We start from the raw sequence: 20,613 nt of genomic DNA, 5'->3' as shown, positions 1-20,613 counted from the left end.
GTGCTGCGTTTTGTCTTGCGGTCGCTGTCTCAGGTTGCTCTACACGGAGGTAATGGACGCAATGCCGCTTTCGTACACCGCGTGCAAAGCGTTCGTTACCTGGGTGTAGCGCACTGTCGCAAAACGCGACAAAAGAGTCCTCTGCCGGAGTGGGCAGAGGGCTCTTTACGCATCGGTACGGTATTTTAGTTGGCCTTAGCGTGCCTGGTGCAGGGTTGGGCGCCCTATGCTGACGTACGTGAATCCTTTATCGAGCATCACCTTCGGCTCGTAGAGATTGCGGCCATCGATGACGATCGGGTAGCGCATGGTCTTGTAGAGACGTTTCAGCTCGAGGCTGCCGAACTCGCTCCAGTCGGTGAGAATCAGCAGGGCATCGGCGTCCTTCGCCGCGACATACGGATCGTCGACATACTTCAGGCAGGCGCTTGGCGGCATCTTCTCGCGGGCCCGTTCGATAGCCGCTGGATCGTAGGCCGTAATCGAACAGCCTTCGCCGATCAGCATTCCGATGAGGTCAATGGCAGGGGAAGCGCGGATATCGTCCGTGCCTCCCTTGAACGCCAGGCCGAGCACGGCGAGATGCTTGCCGCGCAGCGTCCACAGTGCTGCGCGGACCTTCGACAGAAAGCGCTTCTTCTGCTGAGCGTTGATCTTCTCGACCTCGGCCAGAATGCCGAGGTCGACGCCAAGCTGACCCGCAACGGAGCGAAAGGCCGCGACATCCTTGGGGAAGCACGAGCCGCCATAGCCGATCCCCGGCCGCAGAAACCTGGGGCCGATCCGTGAGTCCAGACCCATTCCCATGGCGACCTGTTCGACATCCGCATCGGCTGCCTCGCACAGGTTCGAGACGGCGTTGATGAAGCTGATCTTCAGCGCGAGAAAGGCATTCGACGCATGTTTAATGATCTCGGCCGACTTGGTCGAGGTGATGAGCAACGGAGGCAGCGCCTCAGCCGAACAGCTGCCTGTGATCGCATCCGGCCGGCGGTAGTAGCTGCCCTCGGTCAGCGGGGCGTAGATCTCCTGCAGCAGCTTGGTGGCGCGCTCGGAGTCTGCGCCGACCACGATCCGGTCTGGGTGGAGAAAGTCGGCGACGGCTGTGCCTTCGCGCAGGAACTCAGGGTTTGAGACCACGTCGAACATGCTGCGTGCGACACCGTTGCGCTCGATCGCGCGGCGTATCCACTCGTTCGTGTAGACGGGTACGGTACTCTTCTCGACCAGTACCTTGTAGCTGGTGAGCGAACGCGCAATCTCACATGCAACGGCCTCGACGTACGACAGATCGGCGTCGCCCGTATCCGACTGGGGCGTACCAACGGCGATAAAGATCACCTCGGACTCGCGCGTCGCCTCCGCAAGGTCGGTCATGAACAGAACCTTGGTATTGCGATACCGGTTCAGCAGCTCAGGCAGATACTCCTCGTGAATGAGCGAGTCGCCACCCTGCAACGCCTTGACCTTGCGCTCGTCGTTGTCGACGCAGATGACGTCGTGACCCATTTCAGCAAAGCAGACAGCCGCGACCAACCCAACGTAACCCGAACCGACTACTGCAATCTTCATGTCCTTGAAACCGTCCTATCCATACAGATGAGTCTATGACGGACGAAGCCCACCCGCTCCCATGTTCTGTGAAATATATCCAGCGTATGCACGTCAGGGCATGGGAACTTCCGCGCATTGTTCGTTGAATTCATCGTGAATGTATATACAATCAGGTTTGTGGCGATCGAATTCGACCCATCGAAAGATGCCATCAACAAGCGAAAGCATCGTATTTCCCTGGCCCGTACCGAAGAGTTCGATTTCGACTCCGCTCTCTATACCGTCGATGACCGGGAAGACTATGGCGAGATACGGTATCGCGCCATCGGCTTTATCGAGGCTCATATTTACGCTCTGGTGTTCACACAGGAAGACGAAACGATTCGCGCTATCAGTCTGCGGAAGGCAACCAAACATGAGCAAAAAGAGTATCGCGAAGCCCGCTGAGCAAGGCGACAATCCGGAGTGGACCCAGCAGGATTTCGCCCGCGCTGTTCCCATGAGTGGCCTGCCCGCAGGATTACAAGCCGCGCTTAAAGCTCATACACGCGGACCGCAAAAGGCGCCCAGAAAGGTTCCCGTGTCGATACGGCTGTCGCCCGATGTAGTGAACTCCCTAAGATCCTCAGGCGCCGGCTGGCAGGCGAGGGTGGACGACATTCTGCGCAAGCACCTGTAATCGAATCGCCGTGCTAAATGCCGATCTCACGCTCGATCACGTCGCGCACGGCGAAGTTCGACTCCAACCGGCTGACCACGGGAAAGCGCGACAGCTCCTGCTGGTGCAGGCGTTCGTAATCGGCCATGCTCGCGACCTTCACCTGCAGCATGTAGTCGTGTTCGCCAGCCATCAGGTGGCAGCTTGCGACCGAGTTGCAGCGGCGAATCGCCGACTCGAAATTCTACAGCGCCGCCGCGGCCTGGCGTTCGAGCGTCACCCGCACGAAGATAGTAATGCCCGCGCCGAGGATCTTGTTCTCGATCAGCGCCTGGTAACCAGTAATGACGCCCCGGCTTTCAAGCGCATGGATGCGCCGCGAGGCAGCCGACGAGGAGAGCCCCACGGCGATACGCGGACGGTATACAGCTGTCGATCGGACGGAAATTCGTGCCCTGTATACTTAACGCTCAGCTATCTTCTTTGGACGGTAAGAATTCAGTGAAGACCCGCCAGGAAAGTACGCCTGCAGTTCCTGATGAGAAGCCCCGGCTTGGAGAGATAGTCAAAGCCCTTGGCCTGTTTACCGTCGGTCTTCTGTTTGCCGCTACAGTCACTCATGCTCTGATCGTTGCGCGAGTCCACGATACCATCCGCCTGCACGCGGACTTGCGGAGCGAGAAGCTGGCCATGCTCCAGAGCTTGCATGGGGACGAGTTTTCTGCCGCCTTCGGCTCCAGCCACATCAACAACGGCTTTGATCCGCGCGCCTTCGACGCTATTATGAGCCAGACGCCCGAGCCCACGCACTCTGTCAACCTCGCCGTAGCGGGCGGAAGTCAGTCCGAGCAGCGCGCGATGGCCAAGTCGTTTGTCGAACAACTCACGACGCCGGCCCAGCCTCAGCCTTGCCTGATCCTGCTGGAGCTTGATGCCGGCGCCAACTTCGGCGGCAATCATCTGATGCATCCGCGCGCCATCAATATCTACGACTGGCCCACGATGCGGCTGATGAGCCAGTTCTCCAGCCTGGCCATGCCGGTCACGCAGCGCTGGGGACGCTCGGGCTTCGCGATGGCGGCGATGGGCTTGCATTACCTGAACATCGGCATGCTCTCTAGCCTTATCTTTTCGCCTTCGCTGAACGCGGAGACGATGCTGAGTCAGACCGAGGACGATCGCCGCGGACTTCACCTGGAGAGGGCTCTGGCGCCCGATACGAACGGCATTGCGCGGTTGATTGCGAACCGCCCCGTGCAGCCTGCCGTGGCAAAGGGCGAGGTGCTGCGTGGCCACTTCGCCCTCATCGAACAACTGGTTGCCGCCAGTCCAGTGCATCACCTCTCCTTCGTCTACATCAAATGGCCCAGGTTTGGCGATGTGGACGAGATCAAGAGCTATCCCGACCACATCACGGTGGGAGGACGCGATGTGCCGATCCTCAACCTCGGCCGGCCGGATCTGTATCCGGAGCTTTACGTCCCCGGAATCTGGCACGACGACGCACACCTGGGCGGCGAAGGGGCGCGGATGGTCTCCACCCTGATGGGCCGGAAGCTGGCCGAATGGTACGCCACGCATGGAGCGCCTGCGGCATGCGGCTCATGAACCGGCTTCGCACTTTACCTCGACATCCATCCGGCGTGGAGACCGATACCGCGTGCTCTTTGTAGAACCTCGCTTTTTCCTCTTCTTCGCGATTGTGCTGATGGTCTACTGGTCGCTGCGCACGAACAACCTGCGCAAATGGTTCGTGCTGCTTGCCAGCTACTATTTTTATTCCTCGTGGGATCCGCGCTTCGCTCTCATGCTTTGTGGCATCTCCACCGCCGACTGGTTCTTCGCCCTGCGTATCGCAGAGGCGAAGGGCGCCGACGCCGCGGCGCTGCGTACACGCAGGATGTACGTTACGCTCTCCGTCGCGATGAACCTGATCGTGCTCGGTTTCTTCAAATACTTTCACTTCTTCGTGGAGTCGGCCATTGCAGCCGCCGGCGCCGCCGGGTTGAAGCTGGACGAACCTACGCTGCACATCATCCTGCCCGTCGGGGTCAGCTTCTTCACCTTCCAGTCGCTGTCCTACACCATCGATGTCTACCGCGATGAGATTCCCGCTGTCTCCAGCCTGCGGGATTACCTCATGTTCTCCAGCTTCTTTCCGCAACTGGTCGCCGGCCCCATCGTGCGGCCCAGATACTTCGTGCCGCAGATGGCGACCTCCCGCACGGTCATGCTGGATGAAGCGAAGCAGGCCATGTACCTGTTCTTACTGGGATACATCAAGAAGGTCTGCATCGCGGATAACATCAGCCCCTACGTCGACCAGGTCTTCCATCATCCGGCCGGGTTCACAGCTTTCTCCTGCCTCAATGCAACCTGGCTTTACACCATCCAGATCTTCTGCGACTTCTCTGGCTACTCCGATATGGCGATTGCGGTGGCGGCTCTGCTGGGCTACAAGCTCGCGCCAAACTTCAACGCGCCCTACCTGGCCGACTCCATCCAGGACTTCTGGCGACGCTGGCACATCTCGCTCTCGCTCTGGATCCGCGATTACATCTACATCTCGCTCGGCGGCAGCCGCATGCGCACACGGTACCTCGTGTATCGCAACCTGCTGATCACCATGCTGGCCGGCGGACTGTGGCACGGCGCGGCATGGACCTTCGTTGCGTGGGGCGGCGCGCATGGCGCCGCGCAGGTGATTCATCAGGAGTTTCGCAAACATCTCCCGCCAAAGCCCGAGCAGGAGCCCTACCGTCGCATACTCAGTTGGTTCCTCACATTGAACTTCGTCTGCCTGTGCTGGATTCTCTTTCGAGCGTCCACGTTTCCGGTGGCGTGGCTGATGATCCGCCGTTACCTTGGACTCAACCACGGAGGCGCCGAGATGATTCCGGCATGGCTCGCACTGCTTGGACCCGTGCTGCTGCTGGGCCAGCTCATCATGCGAAAGTCGGACGTCGAAGGCAGGATGACGCGGCTAAGCCTGCAGCGCTTTGCGCTGGTATATGGCATGATCTGGGCGCTCGCTCTCTCGATGCTGCCGCTGGGCTACCGGCCGTTCATCTACTTCCAGTTCTAGCTTTGCGTCGAAGCCTTACGCGAGCGTCATCAAATCCCGATTTCGCGCTCAATGACGTCGCGCACGGCAAAGTTCGACTCCAGGCGGCTGACGCCAGGGAAGCGCGAGAGCTCCTGCTGGTGCAGCCGTTCGTAGTCCGCCATGCTCGCGACCTTGACCTGCAGCATGTAGTCGTACTCGCCGGCCATCAGGTGGCAGCTCGCGACCGAGTTGCACCGGCGGATCGCCGACTCGAAGTTCTGGAGCGCTGCCGCGGCCTGGCGCTCAAGCGTGACGCGCACGAAGACCGTAATGTCGGCGCCGAGAATCTTGTTCTCGATCAGCGCCTGGTAGCCCGTAATCACGCCGCGGCTTTCGAGCGCATGGATGCGCCTGGAGGCTGCCGAAGAGGAGAGCCCCACAGCATCCCCTACCTCGTCGTTGGTCGCGCGACCCTTGCGTTGCAGCACCCGGATAATGGCGGTATCAATCTCATCGAGTGCGGTGGCGCGAGTTTCATGCTCAATAATTGGAGTGTTCACTCGTTTTGTGCTCATATAGCAAATCGTACCATGCGCTTTGCAAACGGTGTGCTGCGCAAACCGTTTACCTTATATTCACTTGCTTACAGATCACTGAATCTCTTTGTTTCGTTGCGTAGACGCACAAATCTCGCTTACGAAACCTACTCGCAACACGATCGCCTTGGAATAACCGCATTCGGTTTCAAAAAGGCGCAGTGATGCGATCTAACAACACGCTCTAAAAAGCGTGCAGGGAGCCCCTTCCATGGTTGTCGGCGTACCGAAAGAGTTGAAGGATCAGGAGACCCGCGTAGCCCTTACCCCCGCCGGGGTCAAGTCGCTGGTGGACCTCGGACACGCCGTGCTGATCGAGAACAACGCAGGCGCGCTCTCCGCCTTTTCGAACGAAGAGTACGTTGCAGCCGGGGCCAGCATCTACGAGCACTCGGCCAAGCTCTGGGCCGACTCCCAGATGGTTCTCAAAGTGAAGGAGCCGGTCGAGGCCGAGTACGCGAACTTTCGCCCGGACCTCACGCTCTTCACCTACCTGCACCTCGCGCCACTGCCCGGCCTCACCGAGCGGCTGCTGCGCGACAAGGTCACCGGCATTGCGTACGAGACCGTCACGGGCATCAACAAGAGCCTGCCGCTGCTGACGCCGATGTCGGAGGTTGCCGGCCGCATGTCGATCCAGGTCGGCGCCAGCTATCTCGAAAAAGGGAAGGGAGGCCGCGGTCTGCTGCTGGGCGGCGTCCCGGGCGTGCCTCCGGCGAAGGTCTGTATCCTCGGCGGCGGCATCGTTGGCACGAACGCGGCGAAGATGGCGCTCGGCATGGGCGCCGATGTCACGATCGTCGACCTCTCGCTCGATCGCCTGCGCGACCTAGACGACATCTTCAACGGTCGCGTGAAAACCCTTGCCTCCAGCGCTTATAACGTCTCGAAGGCAGTCGAGCAGTCCGAGTTGGTTATCGGAGCTGTGCTGATCCCCGGCAAATCCGCTCCCAGGATTCTGACCGCCGCCATGGTCAAGCGCATGCTGCCCGGCTCGGTGATCGTCGACGTCGCCATCGATCAGGGCGGGTGCATCGAGACCGCCCGCCCTACCAGCCATACCAATCCGTCCTATGTGGTCGACGGCGTGGTCCACTACTGTGTCACCAACATGCCGGCGGCTGTGCCCAACACCTCGACGCTTGCGCTCACCAACGCTACCTTTCCGTTCGTCGCGATGCTGGCAAACCTGGGCCCGATTCCCGCGATCAAGCACAGCACCGGCCTCGCCGAGGGCCTCAACACCTTCCAGGGGTCGCTCGCCTGCGAAGGCGTCGCACAGTCGCAGGGCAAGGAGTGGAAGAGCGCGCTCGAGCTGGTTGCATAGAGTGCTTCGCTTAGGGGTACGGCTTTAGCCGTGCCGCAAACGCTGTTGTTGTATTGCGACTAAAGCCGGATTCGAGTTTGGCTGGGCGGCATGGCTGAAGCCATGCCCTTAACAAAACAAGTGTTCTTGCCGTACGGAACATGAAATCGCTTGGCCAACTATGGAATACGAGATTGAAGCAGGGAAGTCGAAGAGCTTTCGGTTACATTTAACCAAAAGCCAACACCGTCCACGTCGTACGGTCTGAACTGTCCACCCCAGGAATGACTACCGCAAGGACGGAGACCCATGGAACCCGTAATCTCGATTCGCAACCTGACGAAGACCTACCAGATGGGCGACATCAGCGTACACGCCCTGCGCTCGATCTCGCTCGACATTCACGAAGGCGAGTTTGTTTCGGTCATCGGCCCTTCGGGCTCGGGCAAGTCGACCCTGATGCACATCCTCGGCTGCCTCGACCAGCCGACCAGCGGCCAGTATTTTCTGAACAACAAGGACGTCTCGCACCTGTCGGATGACGAGGTCTCGCGCGTGCGCAACCAGCAGATCGGGTTCGTCTTCCAGGGCTTCAACCTGCTGACCCGCACCTCCGCGCTCGAGAACGTCGAGTTGCCGCTGCTTTATAACCCTGACGGAGCAGTGAGCGCCGCGGAGCGCAAATCGCGCGCGATGGCGGCTCTCGCGGCGGTCGGCCTGAAGGGTCGCGAGCATCACCACCCGAACCAGCTTTCGGGCGGCCAGCAGCAGCGTGTGGCGATCGCTCGCGCGCTGTTGAACAACCCGACGATGCTGCTGGCCGACGAGCCGACGGGTAACCTGGACTCGCGGACCTCGGTGGAAGTCATGAACATCTTCCAGAAGCTGAAGGATGAGCGCGGGATCACGATCGTGCTGATCACGCACGAGCATGACGTGGCTGCTTACGGTTCGCGCATCGTCTCGTTCAAGGACGGGCAGATTCTGTCCGACGTCGCCAACGAGAGCCGCCGCATCGCGCTCGATGAGATCTCGGTCATGGCGCCAGCGCCGGCAGGGAGCCACTAGATGGCGCAGGTCAAGCATCAATGGGGCATCGCCATCCGGGCGCTGAAGAAGAACAAGCTTCAGACGGCCCTGACCATGGTCGGCATGACCATCGGCGTCGCCACGGTTCTGACGATGATCGCGCTTGGCTCCGGCGCCCAGCAGGCCATTCAGGACCAGGTCCGCTCCGCCGGCATGAACCTGCTCGTCGTCACCTCCGGTAACTACAACGTCAAAGTCGAGCTTGGGACGGCGGATGGCGTCGAAGGTCCGTCGGCCTCGGCCGCCGCGTACGAGCCGTTCCTCCACAAGCCGGTCTTCCGCCCCGCGACGTATGACCCGCGCATGCGCCCGCATCTGATGCGCGTGCAGTCCGTACCCGGCGTCAACGCCGACCCCACCGTCATCGTCAACAAAGACAGCGGTACGATGACCGGCCCCGGCCGCCTGATGCCGCGCCCCGGCGACTCCGCCGCCGGCATGGGCGCCGCCACCACGCTCACCATGGACGACGCCGCTGAGATGCGCAAGCTCGAAGGCGTTCAGTACGTCTCCTCGGGCATTCACGAGAACCAGATCATCGAGAACGGCTCGAACTCCTACGTCACCTCCATGCACGGCGACGATACGACCATGGCCTCCATTCGCCGCGGCTGGGTCTTCCCCTACGGCGGCTTCTTCTCGAAGCGCGAGGAGAAGAACGCCGCCAACGTCATCGTCCTCGGCCAGATTGCGAGCGAGAAGCTCTTCGGCGCAAACGTCGATCCGACAGGGAAGTCCGTCATGGTGCGCGGCGTCTCGTTCAAGGTCGAGGGCGTCATCGGCTCGGGGAGCTGGATGGTCCGGCCTACCGCCGGCGACGACCAGTTCGATGCGGTCTACGTGCCCGTAACGACGATGCAGAAGCTGATGAAGCGCGACTACCTCAGCACCATCACGGTCACGACCAAGAGCACTGGCGACGTCACGCGCGTGTCGAAGCAGATCATCGCGCTGCTGCGTCAGCGTCATCACATCGGCATGGCGGACCCGGACGACTTCGGCGTCAACAGCGAGGCTCGCAAGGTGCTCTCGAAGGGCGGCATGCGGCCCGAGGTCGCGCGCTCGGTCGTGGGCAACGTCTCGGGCTTCGAGAAGGTTACGCTCGACCAGCTTGGCAAAACGCTCGATCAGGCCTCGGCCACGATGACGGCGCTGCTGACCAGCATCGCGGCGGTGTCCCTGCTCGTCGGCGGTATCGGCATCATGAACATCATGCTGCTCTCGGTCTCGCAGCGCACGCGCGAGATCGGCATACGCCGCGCGGTCGGTGCTCAGGCCGCCGATGTGCTCGCCCAGTTTCTCCTCGAGGCCATCACGCTTTCGGTTGCGGGCGGGCTGCTGGGCATCGTCATCGGATGCATCGTCTCGGGTTCGCTCTCGCAGATGGTGCAGTGGTCGACGCGTATCTCGCTGCCGGCCATTCTGGTCTCCTTCTTGATCTCGGCGGGAATCGGCATCTTCTTCGGCTACTACCCGGCGCGGCAGGCCTCGCAGATCTTACCCATCGACTCGCTGCGTTTCGAGTGAGCCGCAAATCGCTTCCTCTCCGGTACGTTCAGGTCGCGGCGCTGGGCCTGGCATGGTGCATCGCCGGATGCAAAAGGGCGCCGCAGCCGGCGCCGGAGTTCACGCTCGACGCGGCCGCCCGCCAGTACGTCCGGCTGGCGGTCGCGCTCGGCGAGCACGACGCCGATTCGATCGATTACTTTTACGGCCCGCCCGCGTGGGTCGCCGACATTCGCAAACAGGCTCCAGGCAGCACCCAGATTCGCCAGTCATCGTTGGATCTCATCGGGGATTTGAATCGCATGACCTTACACGACCAGACGAGCGAGACGCGCAGACGCTTTATGGCGGGACAGCTTCAGTCCATCGCCTGTCGCGCCTCCGCGCTTGCCGGCGCGCACACCTCCTTCGACGAGGAGTCGCGCTGCGCCTTCGGCATCGTCTCGCCTGCGTCCTACGATGAGAAGGGTCTCGCCGCCATTCGCGCGAAGATCTCCACGCTGCTCGGTCCCGGCCGCGGTTCTCTCGCCGAACGCTACGCCACCTTCCAATCGAAGTACGTCGTTCCCGGCAACCGCGTTCGCGCCGTCATGGCCCGCGCCATTGCGGGCTGTCGCGCCGAGACCGTGAAGCACATCGCTTTACCGTCGGACGAGAGCATCGAAGTCGTCTTCACCGGCAACGAGCCATGGGCGGGATACAGCCTCTACCAGGGCCATCATCACAGCGTCGTTACCTTCAACACGGACCTTCCCGTCACCCTCGACCGCGCGCTCGATCTTGCCTGCCACGAGAGCTACCCCGGCCACCACACCTTCAACATGACCCAGGATGACGCGCTCGTACGCGGCAAGGGTGAGCTTGAGCTCACCGTCCAGCCGATGTACAGCCAGCAGTCTTTGTTATCTGAAAGCGCGGCGGCCATCGCCATCCAGATGGCGTTTCCGCAGGCCGAGCGCGCTCGCTTCGAGCGCGACGAGCTGGCGCCCATCGCCGGCATCGACGCCAAAGACATCGACCGCTACTTAAAGGTCGAGCAACTGGTCGAGCAGCTTCACCCCGCCATCGCGGTCATCGCCCGCCGGTACGTCGACGGCGATCTTGAGTTTGCCCGCGCCACCCAGGCGCTCGAAGACGAAGCCCTGATGGGCGGCGGCTTCGAGACCCTGAAGTACCTCAACGAGTTCCGCAGCTACATGGTCACCTACACGGTCGGCCCGGATATCCTGAACCGCTTTTTGGCCAATGACGAAGACCGCTGGGCGACCTATCGGCGATGGATGCAGATCGAACCGCCGCCCGGCACAACGATTCACTGACACGATTTCTGCACAGCAGCCCCAAGGAGAAGTCTCATGCGTACAGCAGCCACACTCACCGCCGGCATCCTCGGTCTCGGTCTCGCCTTCGGCCTCGCCGGATGCAAGAAGACCGAGACTGCAGCTCCCGTCGCCACCGCCGACAAACCCAAGCTCGGCATCCGCCCCTACGGCGACGAGACCAGCAAGATCGACATGTCCAAGGAGCCCGAGGACGTCAAGAAGGTCTTCAAGTACATCGACGACCACATCGACGAGCACGTCGAACTGCTCCAGAAGGTCATCCAGCAGCCGTCTATCTCGAACTCCGGCGAAGGCATCCCCGAGTCGGCCGAGATGATCAAGGGCCTGTTCGACAAGCTGGGCTGCCAGGAGTCGAAGGTCTACGACATGGGCATGACCGAGTGGGGACAGCCCGGCAACCCGGTCGTCTACGCCAAGCTGGACGAAGGCATGCCGAAGACCATGGTCGTCTACTGGATGTACGACACCATGCCGGTCACGCAGCCCGACAACTGGGTCGCGCCGCCGTTCGAGGCACGCATCGTCGACGGTAAGACCGCCGGCATCGACCCGGCCATCAAGAAGGTGCTGATCGGCCGCGGAGCCACCAACACCAAGGGTCCGGAGATCACCCAGTACAACGCGATCTTCTCGATGAAGCAGGCTCTCGGCCACCTGCCGGTCAACCTCATCTTCATCGCGGAAGGCGACGAAGAGCGCATGTCGATGGGCCTGCGCAAGTTCGTCACCACGCATCCCGAGCTGCTCAAGCCGGCGGATGCGATGCTCGGCTTCGGCGGCTCCGAAGGCTTGATGTACATCGAGCTGACGACCTCGGGCAAGAGCTGGGGACGCGGTCCGACCGTCTCGGACATCCACGGCATCTTCAAGCGTTCGGTTGACTCGCCAGCCTGGCGCCACATCCAGATGCTCGCTTCTTTGACCTCGCTCGATGGCAACTCGGTCAAGATCGACGGCTTCAACGACAACATCGCCCCGCTCACACCCTCCGAGCAGAAGCTGCTCGAAGACGCCGCCAAGAAGACCGACCTGAAGAAGGCCGCGCAGAACGCCGGCGTCGCCCGCTTCATCTCGGACGATCCGCTCAAGATGGTCATGATGTCGCGTCACGCCACGGCCTTCAACCTCGACGGCATCTGGGGCGGCAACATGTACGCCGGCGGCTCGGGCGCGATCCTGCCCAACAAGATCACGTCCAAGCACTCCATCCGCTATATCCCGAATATGCACTCGGCCGACATCCTGAAGAAGATCCGCGCGCAGCTCGACAAGAACGGTTACAAGGACGTCGAGATCCGCTTCATCGGCGACCAGCCCTGGTCGAAGATGAGCTACGACTCCGACATCGCGCACTCGGTCGATCAGATGAGCGATCACTTCGGCCTGCCGCACATTGAGCACGCCGACGGCAACTCCATCCTGATGGATTCGGCCAATGCCGGCGCATGGCCGGGCTATCTCTTCACCAACGCCGAGCAGGGCGATCCGAACATCACCCCGATCGGTCTGCCCATCGCAGGCGCTCGCGTCGGCTCGGGCGGTCGCGCACACGCGGCCAACGAATACTACGTGATCGAAGGCGCGGGCAAGACGCTCGGCATGGCGGCGGCGGAGAAGTCGATCGCCGAGATCATCTACAACTACGCACACACGACGACCGTTCCGACCAAGAGCGGCAAGCCGGCCAACTAACTCCACCGAGGGCGGGAAGACAACCCCGCCCTCACTTTTCTTGTTTGTCATTCCCGCAGGGAATCTGCTTCTGTTCTTGTCTTCGTCGTCGCACCAAGGCCACCCCAGGAGCCACGTCCATGCGCTACCCTAAGCTCGTCGCAACCTCCGCTCTCCTGACCCTCGCCCTCGCAGGCTGCAAGCAGGATGCCCCGAAGACCGTTGCGTCCACCGCTGACGCAGGCCCGAAGCTCGGCATCCGCCCCTACGGCGACGAGACGATCAAGATCGATAACAGCAAGATCGAGCCCGCGCTGCTGCCCGTCTTCAAGTACATCGACGACCATATCGACGAGCATGTGACCAACCTGCAGAAGTGGATCCAGCAGCCCAGCATCTCGAACTCCGGCGAAGGCATTCCGGAGACCGCCGAGATGGTCAAGGGCTTCTTCGACAAGCTCGGCTGCCAGGAGTCGAAGGTCTACGACATGGGCATGACGGAGTGGGGCCAGCCCGGCAACCCCGTCGTCTACGCAAAGCTCGACGAAGGTGCGCCCAAGACCCTGATGGTCTATTGGATGTACGACACCATGCCGGTCACGCAGCCGGACAACTGGGTCGCCCCGCCGTTTGAAGGCCGCCTGGTCGACGGCAAGACCGCCGGTCTCGATCCCGCCTTTAAGAAGGTGCTGATCGGTCGCGGAGCCAACAACTCCAAGGGCCCGGAGATGACCGAGCTCAACGCCATCATGAGCATGAAGGCCGCGATGGGCAAGCTGCCGGTCAACCTGATCTTCGTGGCCGAAGGCGACGAAGAGCGCATGTCCATGGGCCTGCGCAAGTTCGTCACCACGCATCCCGAACTCATCAAACCCGCCGACGCGCTGCTGATGTTCGGCGGCCAGACTGGCAACGGCGCCGCCGCCTCGGGCATTCGTGGCGGCTCCGAAGGCCTGATGTACCTCGAACTCACAACCTCGGGCAAGGCCTGGGGACGCGGCCCGACGGTCTCGGACATCCACGGCGCCTTCAAGCGCTCGGTCGACTCGCCTGCATGGCGGCATATCCAGATGCTGGCCTCCTTGACCTCCAAGGACGGCAATACGCCGAGGATCGACGGCTTCATGGATAACATCCAGCCGCTCAGCACGGCTGAACTCGAGAACTTCAAACTTGCCGCCGCCAAGATGGACCTGAAGAAGTCCGCCGAGAATCTCGGCGTCGCCCGCTTCATCTCGGACGATCCTCTTACCGTGCTGAAGAACTCGCGCTACGCCACCGCCTTCAACCTCGACGGCATCTGGGGCGGCAATATGTACGCCGGCGGATCGGGCGCGATTCTGCCCAACAAGATCACGTCAAAGCATTCAATTCGCTACCTGCCGAACATGCACTCGGCCGACATTCTGAAGAAGATTCGCGCGCAGCTCGACAAGAACGGCTACCCCGACGTGCAGGTCCGGCTGATCGGGGACATGCCTTGGTCGACGATGTCCTACGACACCGACGTGGCGCGTTCGGTCGAGAAGATGTACGACGCCTTCGGCATCTCCTACTCGATCCCGGCGGCGGGCGAGTCTATCCTGATGGACGCAGGCGGCGCCGGCGCATGGCCGGGCTATCTCTTTACCAACGGCAAACAGGGCGACCCGAACATCACCCCCATCGGTCTGCCGATCGCGGGCGGCGGCGTAGGCTTCGGCGGGCGCTCGCATGCGGCGAACGAGTTCTGGCTGATCGAGGGCGCGGGCAAGATCTACGGCCTCGCCGGAGCGGAGAAGTCGATCGTCACCGAGATTTACAACTACAGCAAAATGACCACCGTAGCGCCGAAGAGCGGCAAGCGATAGACCGGCCCCACAGAGCGAAGGACATAAATTGACTTATCGGACGTGGAGCGCCATACGATTTTCCACCCTCGCCCATAACCCAAACCGTAGTTTGTAGAACTGGTCCCAAAGAAACGGCTACTCTGGCAAGACACGCGAGTTTTGAGTTTTCAACGATTTCGGCCGTTGGCCGCGTCTTTCGCGGAACGCCGAACGTATAGCAGGGTAACGGCGACTCAAACCCGCCCGTTCCCCGACAACTTCATCCGCAGCACACGGAGGCGTTATGCGTTCCTCGCTCACTTCGGTCCGGTCCCTGGGCATCGCTCTGGGTCTCTCGGCCGTACTCGCGTTTACCGGCTGTAAGAGCAAGACGGAATCAGCCGCGCCTGCCGCCGGACCGGCCGAGGCCAAGCTCGGCATCCGTCCCTACGGCGACGAGACCATCAAGATCAACGATGCGCTCATCCAGCCCGACCTGAAGAAGGTCTTCGACTACATCGACGGCCACATCGACGAGCACGTCGTCAACCTGCAGAAATGGATCCAGCAGCCGTCGATCTCGAACTCGGGCGAAGGCATCCCGGAGTCGGCCGAGATGGTCAAGGGCTTCTTCGACAAGCTCGGCTGCCAGGAGTCCAAGGTCTACGACATGGGCATGACTGAGTGGGGCCAGCCCGGCAATCCCGTCGTCTACGCCAAACTCGACCAGGGCGCGCCCAAGACGCTCATCATCTACTGGATGTACGACACCATGCCGGTCACCCAGCCCGACAACTGGGTCGCCCCGCCATTTGAAGGCCGCCTCGTCGACGGCAAGACCGCCGGCCTCGATCCCGCGATCAAGAAGGTTCTCATCGGCCGCGGCGCCACCAACTCCAAGGGCGGCGAGATGGCCGAATATAACGCGATCTACTCCATGAAACAGGTGATGGGCAAGCTGCCTGTCAACCTCATCTTCATCGCCGAAGGCGACGAAGAGCGTATGTCCATGGGCCTGCGCAAGTTCGTCACGACCCACCCCGAGCTCCTTAAGAGCGCCGACGCCATGGTCAGCGGCGGCGGCTCCGAAGGCTTGATGTACATCGAGCTCACCACCTCGGGCAAGGCCTGGGGACGCGGCCCGACGGTCTCGGACATTCACGGCATCTTCAAGCGTTCGGTCGATAGCCCAGCCTGGCGCCACATCCAGATGCTCGCCTCTTTGACCTCGAAAGATGGCAATACGCCCATGATCTCCGGCTGGACCGACGGCATCGCGCCGCTCTCGGCCTCCGAGACCAAGATCCTCACCGACGCGGCCAAGAAGGTCGACCTGAAGAAAGCAGCCGAAAACGCCGGCGTCGCCCGCTTCATCTCCGACGATCCGTTGACCATGACGATGATGTCGCGCCACGGCACGGCCTTCAACCTCGACGGCATCTGGGGCGGCAACATGTACGCCGGCGGTTCCGGCGCGATCCTGCCCAACAAGATCACGTCGAAGCACTCCATCCGCTACATCCCCAACATGCACTCGGCGGACATCCTGAAGAAGATTCGCGCGCAGCTCGACAAGAATGGTTACACCGACGTCCAGCTCCGTCTCATCGGCGACATGCCGTGGTCGAAGATGAGCTACGACACCGACATCGCTCACGCCGCCGACAAGATGGCGCAGCAGTTCAACCGCCCGGCCCGCGAGCGCGTCGACGGCAACTCGATCCTGATGGACTCGGGCGGCGCCGGCGCATGGCCCAGCTACCTGTTCACCAACGCCGAGCAGGGCGACCCCAACATCACCCCCATCGGCCTGCCCATCGCCGGCGGCAACGTAGGCTCCGGCGGACGCGCACACGCGGCCAACGAGTATTACGTGATCGAAGGCGCGGGCAAGACCTACGGCATGGCGGCGGCTGAGAAGTCGATCGCAGCCGTCATCTACAACTACTCTCAGATCACCACCGTTCCCCCGAAGAGCGGCAAACAATAGGCTTTGGTGGAAGCATGGGGCTTTAGCCCCATGAACGAATTGAACCGAACATACGTGGAGAGGGCGGCGCCCCAGTCTGCCGCGCGCCCTCTCCGGCAACTCCCGGCAACCCCAACCATCGCAGACCTACTGCAGATTGGATACATACGATGGAACCCGTAATCTCGATTCGCAACCTGACGAAGACCTACCAGATGGGCGACATCAGCGTACACGCCCTGCGCTCGATCTCGCTCGACATTCACGAGGGTGAGTTTGTCTCGGTCATCGGCCCTTCGGGTTCGGGCAAGTCGACCCTGATGCACATCCTCGGCTGCCTCGACCAACCGACCAGCGGCCAGTATTTTCTGAACAACAAGGACGTCTCGCACCTGTCGGATGACGAGGTTTCTCGCGTTCGCAACAAGCAGATTGGTTTCGTCTTCCAGGGCTTCAACCTGCTGACCCGCACCTCCGCGCTTGAGAACGTCGAGCTGCCGCTGCTTTATAACCCGGACGGAGCGGTGAGCGCAGCGGAGCGCAAGTCGCGCGCGATGGCGGCTCTCGCGGCGGTCGGCCTGAAGGGTCGCGAGCATCACCACCCGAACCAGCTTTCGGGCGGCCAGCAGCAGCGTGTGGCGATCGCCCGCGCACTGTTGAACAACCCGACGATGCTGCTGGCCGACGAGCCGACCGGTAACCTGGACTCGCGGACCTCGGTCGAGGTGATGAATATCTTTCAGAAGCTGAAGGACGAGCGCGGGATCACGATCGTGCTGATCACGCACGAGCATGACGTGGCGGCTTACGGCTCGCGCATCGTCTCGTTCAAGGACGGTCAGATTCTGTCCGACGTCGCCAACGAGAGCCGCCGCATCGCACTCGATGAGATCTCGGTCATGGCGCCAGCAGCCGCGGGAAGCCACTAGGAGCCATTCGATGACGTTGGGAAACTCCTGGTCAGTCGCCGTCAAGGCGCTCAAAAAGAACAAGTTACAGACGGCTCTGACGATGGTCGGCATGACCATCGGCGTGGCCACGGTCCTGACGATGATCGCGCTCGGCTCGGGCGCCCAGCAGGCCATTCAGGATCAGGTCCGCTCCGCCGGCATGAACATCATCGTCGTCACCGCCGGCAACTTCGCCAAGAAACCGGAGCCAAAAGGTGACGGCGCCATCGAGTTCGGCGCCGCCTACCATCCCGACGGCCCAAACCGCGCTCATCTTCTGCGCGTCTTCCACCCGGAGGACGACCCCATGGCCATCCACGATCACCCCGTCTCCAAACAGAGACTGGGCGACTCCGAGGCAGGCCTGGGCTCCGCCGCCACCCTCACCATCGACGACGCCAACGTCATCCGCAAGATGAAGGGCGTCCAGTACGTCTCCGAGGGCCTCCACGAGAACGCCCATATCGCCTACAACGGCAAGCGCTGGTTCACGCGCATGCACGGCGACGACGTCTCGCAGCCCCTCATCCGCCGCTCCTGGAGCTTCACCCACGGCGGCTACTTCACCGCCAGGCAGGAGAAGAATGCCGAAAACGTCCTCGTCCTCGGCTCCATCGTGGCCGAGAACCTCTTTGGCAAGAGCAACCCCGTCGGCCAGACCGTCACCGTCTGGAATCAGCCCTTCAAGGTCGTCGGTGTCCTTACCTCCGGCTCCTGGATGCTGACTCCCGCCGCCGGCGACGACCAGTTCGACGCCATGTACATGCCCGTCACCACGGTGCAGAAGCTGCTGAACCTCTCGAAGCTGAACGACATCACCATCACCACCGAGAGCACCGGCGACGTCTCCCGCGTCTCCAAGCAGGTCACCATCCTGCTCCGCCAGCGCCACAAGATACCCGACACCGCGCCCGACGACTTCCAGGTCAACAGCGAGGCCAGCAAGGCGCTCACCAGCGGCGGCATGCGTCCGGACGTCTCGGCCGCCGTCACCGCCAACGTCTCCACGCTCGAAAAGGTCACGCTCTCGCAGCTCGGCAAGACGCTCGATCAGGCCTCGGCCACGATGACGGCTCTCTTGACCAGCATCGCGGCTGTCTCCTTGTTAGTCGGCGGCATTGGGATCATGAACATCATGCTGCTCTCGGTCTCGCAACGGACGCGCGAGATCGGCATCCGCCGGGCGCTTGGAGCGCGAGCAAGCGACGTCCTTACCCAGTTCCTGCTCGAAGCCTCGACGCTTTCGATCGTCGGCGGTCTGCTGGGCATCGCTCTGGGCGTCGCGACCTCGATCAGCATCTCGAGGACGGTGCAGTGGTCGACGAAGATCTCGCTTCCAGCCGTCCTCATCTCCTTCGGCATCTCGGCCGCCGTCGGCATCTTCTTCGGCTACTATCCAGCCCGGCAGGCTTCGAACGTGCTGCCGATCCAGTCCCTGAAGCACGAGTAATCAGCCTTTGGTTGTCATCCTTCGCGTAGCGGAGGATCTGCTTTTAGTACCACCACCATATTCAGCCGAACACCGGAGGAAACATGCTACAGACCAGCCTGCGAATCGCCATCAAGGCCATGGGCCGCAACAAGATGCGCACCGCGCTCACCATGCTCGGCATGACCATCGGCGTCGCCGCCGTCCTCACCATGATCGCCCTCGGCACCGGCGCGCAGTCGAACGTCAGCTCCAACGTCAAATCCGCCGGCACCACCCTGCTCTTCGTTCGCGGAGGCAACTACACCAAGGGCGGCGAGGACACGAACATCGCCACCGGCGGCGGATCGTCCACCACGCTGAACGCGGAGGACGCGACGGCCATCGGCCAGCTCCCCAACGTCGCCCAGTACAGCGCGAACGTGAAGGGCACGGGCTGGGTCGCGGTCGAAGGCGCCAAGGAGTATGTCGCCGTCATGGGCGTCGACGCCTCCTACCAGAAGCTCTACAACTGGAACATGGGCAAGGGCAAGTTCTTCAAATCCGGCGATGTCTCCGACGCGGCCAACGTCGCCGTCCTCGGACCCACCCTGAAGGACCGCCTCTTCGGCGACGAGAACCCTGTTGGCAAGTCCGTTCTCGTCCGCAACCAGACCTATAAGGTCGTGGGTTGGATCAAGGCCATCGAGGACGGCGCGCAGGCCGAGGCAGTCTTCATCCCCTACACCAACGCGCAGAAGCTGCTGAATATCAACTTCCTCAACAGCATCACCGTCGCCGCCTCCGAGGCAGGCAAGACGACAGAAGTGCAGCAGGCCATTGTTCCCCTGCTCCGTCAGCGCCACCACCTGGACGAGAACAAGCCCAAGCAGAACACCGGCGTCGTCACCGGCCTGCAGATGCCCGGCAAGACCAGCGTCGCCGACGACTTCACCGTCAAGACGCAGGCCTCCGAGGCGCTCACCAAGGGTCTCTACACCTCGGTTGCGGCCTTCATTCTCGCCAACATGCCCAAGGTCGACGCCGTGAACATGGAAGAGATGTCCGGCACGCTGAACCGCGCGGGCAACACGATGAAGGCTCTGCTCGCGGCGATCGCGGCGATCTCGCTGGTGGTCGGCGGCATCGGCATTATGAACATCATGCTGATCTCGGTCACCGAGCGCACGCGTGAGATCGGCATCCGCCGCGCTCTGGGCGCCCGCTCGATCGACGTGCTCAACCAGTTCCTGGTCGAAGCCCTCACCCTCGGAGTCTGCGGCGGCGTGCTGGGCATCATCCTCGGGTTTGCCGCGGCGTACATCGTCTCCACGCTGCTCGAATGGCCGGCGGATATCTCCCTCGGCTCGGTTGCGATGGCCTTCGGGATCTCGGCGGCGACCGGCGTCTTCTTCGGCTTCTACCCCGCTTACACCGCCTCGAAGCTCCACCCCATCGACGCGCTCCGCTACGAGTAATTCCGTTCCCAAACACAAAGCCCCCGCTCACATGGACGGGGGCTTTGTGCTGCATGAACGTGCTTATTTCGTCGAGGGGGTGCCTCGTGTACTTGAACTCGACAAACGCTGCGAGCGATTACGATGTGTGCTAATCGAACAGCAGGCCTTTTGCCGAAACGTTCATGCTCAAGCCGCACTTCCATTCAGTACGAAGGCCTGCGCCGCCTTTAGCACCAGATCGACGCT

The 20,613-nt window shown here is 61.9% G+C and carries 17 protein-coding genes and 1 pseudogene; 14 read left to right on the top strand and 4 right to left on the bottom strand.

Annotated features, from left to right (window positions below):
- Positions 1–195: 195 nt before the first annotated feature.
- Positions 196–1,572, bottom strand: a complete 1,377-nt coding sequence (locus CHB87_RS21100; RefSeq protein WP_089410439.1) for a UDP-glucose dehydrogenase family protein — start codon at positions 1,570–1,572, stop codon at positions 196–198.
- Between the two features lie 159 nt (positions 1,573–1,731).
- Between CHB87_RS21100 and CHB87_RS21095 the strand changes: the two genes are divergently transcribed.
- Positions 1,732–2,001: a BrnT family toxin gene (locus tag CHB87_RS21095; protein WP_089410460.1), complete on the top strand. Its 270-nt coding sequence runs from the start codon at positions 1,732–1,734 to the stop codon at positions 1,999–2,001.
- Complete coding sequence (locus tag CHB87_RS22960; protein ID WP_089410438.1) at positions 1,970–2,233, top strand: BrnA antitoxin family protein; 264 nt, start codon at positions 1,970–1,972, stop codon at positions 2,231–2,233. The genes CHB87_RS21095 and CHB87_RS22960 overlap by 32 nt, the downstream gene beginning before the upstream one ends.
- A gap of 13 nt (positions 2,234–2,246) precedes the next feature.
- Here CHB87_RS22960 and CHB87_RS21085 read toward each other — a convergent pair.
- Positions 2,247–2,444 (bottom strand): annotated as a pseudogene (locus CHB87_RS21085) (Lrp/AsnC ligand binding domain-containing protein); the annotation flags it as partial.
- A gap of 12 nt (positions 2,445–2,456) precedes the next feature.
- Complete coding sequence (locus CHB87_RS22400; RefSeq protein ID WP_176441908.1) at positions 2,457–2,618, bottom strand: hypothetical protein; 162 nt, start codon at positions 2,616–2,618, stop codon at positions 2,457–2,459.
- A 284-nt stretch (positions 2,619–2,902) separates the two neighbouring features.
- Between CHB87_RS22400 and CHB87_RS21075 the strand changes: the two genes are divergently transcribed.
- Positions 2,903–3,820, top strand: a complete 918-nt coding sequence (locus tag CHB87_RS21075) for a hypothetical protein (RefSeq protein ID WP_142988470.1) — start codon at positions 2,903–2,905, stop codon at positions 3,818–3,820.
- A gap of 52 nt (positions 3,821–3,872) precedes the next feature.
- On the top strand, positions 3,873–5,297 hold the full coding sequence (locus tag CHB87_RS21070) for an MBOAT family O-acyltransferase (RefSeq protein WP_176441907.1): 1,425 nt from the start codon (positions 3,873–3,875) through the stop codon (positions 5,295–5,297).
- A 29-nt stretch (positions 5,298–5,326) separates the two neighbouring features.
- Here the strand turns inward: CHB87_RS21070 and CHB87_RS21065 are convergent, their stop codons facing one another.
- Positions 5,327–5,833 carry an Lrp/AsnC family transcriptional regulator gene (locus CHB87_RS21065; RefSeq protein ID WP_089410433.1) on the bottom strand — a complete coding sequence of 169 codons (507 nt, stop codon included), beginning with the start codon at positions 5,831–5,833 and terminating at the stop codon, positions 5,327–5,329.
- Between the two features lie 232 nt (positions 5,834–6,065).
- Here CHB87_RS21065 and ald point away from each other — a divergent pair, with 232 nt between their 5' ends.
- The 10 genes from ald (at position 6,066) to CHB87_RS21015 (ending at position 20,385) form a co-directional block, all read left to right on the top strand.
- The gene (gene ald / locus CHB87_RS21060; protein WP_089410432.1) at positions 6,066–7,181 is read left to right on the top strand and encodes an alanine dehydrogenase; all 1,116 of its coding nucleotides are present in this window, start codon (positions 6,066–6,068) and stop codon (positions 7,179–7,181) included.
- A gap of 288 nt (positions 7,182–7,469) precedes the next feature.
- Positions 7,470–8,228 (top strand): ABC transporter ATP-binding protein, encoded by a 759-nt coding sequence (locus CHB87_RS21055; RefSeq protein WP_089410431.1) that lies wholly within the window; start codon positions 7,470–7,472, stop codon positions 8,226–8,228.
- Complete coding sequence (locus tag CHB87_RS21050; RefSeq protein WP_089410430.1) at positions 8,229–9,776, top strand: ABC transporter permease; 1,548 nt, start codon at positions 8,229–8,231, stop codon at positions 9,774–9,776. It abuts the gene before it with no gap.
- Positions 9,773–11,074, top strand: a complete 1,302-nt coding sequence (locus CHB87_RS21045; protein ID WP_089410429.1) for a hypothetical protein — start codon at positions 9,773–9,775, stop codon at positions 11,072–11,074. The genes CHB87_RS21050 and CHB87_RS21045 overlap by 4 nt, the downstream gene beginning before the upstream one ends.
- A gap of 36 nt (positions 11,075–11,110) precedes the next feature.
- Positions 11,111–12,790: a M20/M25/M40 family metallo-hydrolase gene (locus tag CHB87_RS21040; protein WP_089410428.1), complete on the top strand. Its 1,680-nt coding sequence runs from the start codon at positions 11,111–11,113 to the stop codon at positions 12,788–12,790.
- Positions 12,791–12,909: 119 nt separating this feature from the next.
- The gene (locus CHB87_RS21035) at positions 12,910–14,619 is read left to right on the top strand and encodes a M20/M25/M40 family metallo-hydrolase (RefSeq protein WP_089410427.1); all 1,710 of its coding nucleotides are present in this window, start codon (positions 12,910–12,912) and stop codon (positions 14,617–14,619) included.
- Positions 14,620–14,884: 265 nt separating this feature from the next.
- Positions 14,885–16,570 carry a M20/M25/M40 family metallo-hydrolase gene (locus tag CHB87_RS21030; protein ID WP_089410426.1) on the top strand — a complete coding sequence of 562 codons (1,686 nt, stop codon included), beginning with the start codon at positions 14,885–14,887 and terminating at the stop codon, positions 16,568–16,570.
- 149 nt (positions 16,571–16,719) lie between these two features.
- Positions 16,720–17,478 (top strand): ABC transporter ATP-binding protein, encoded by a 759-nt coding sequence (locus CHB87_RS21025; RefSeq protein WP_089410425.1) that lies wholly within the window; start codon positions 16,720–16,722, stop codon positions 17,476–17,478.
- 10 nt (positions 17,479–17,488) lie between these two features.
- Complete coding sequence (locus tag CHB87_RS21020; RefSeq protein WP_176441906.1) at positions 17,489–18,949, top strand: ABC transporter permease; 1,461 nt, start codon at positions 17,489–17,491, stop codon at positions 18,947–18,949.
- 83 nt (positions 18,950–19,032) lie between these two features.
- Positions 19,033–20,385, top strand: a complete 1,353-nt coding sequence (locus CHB87_RS21015; RefSeq protein WP_089410423.1) for an ABC transporter permease — start codon at positions 19,033–19,035, stop codon at positions 20,383–20,385.
- Positions 20,386–20,613 lie beyond the last annotated feature (228 nt).

It is taken from the genome of Granulicella rosea (assembly GCF_900188085.1).
GTDB lineage: Bacteria > Acidobacteriota > Terriglobia > Terriglobales > Acidobacteriaceae > Edaphobacter > Edaphobacter rosea.
Note: the sequence above shows the minus strand (reverse complement) of the source record. Positions and strands in the feature narration are given on the sequence as shown.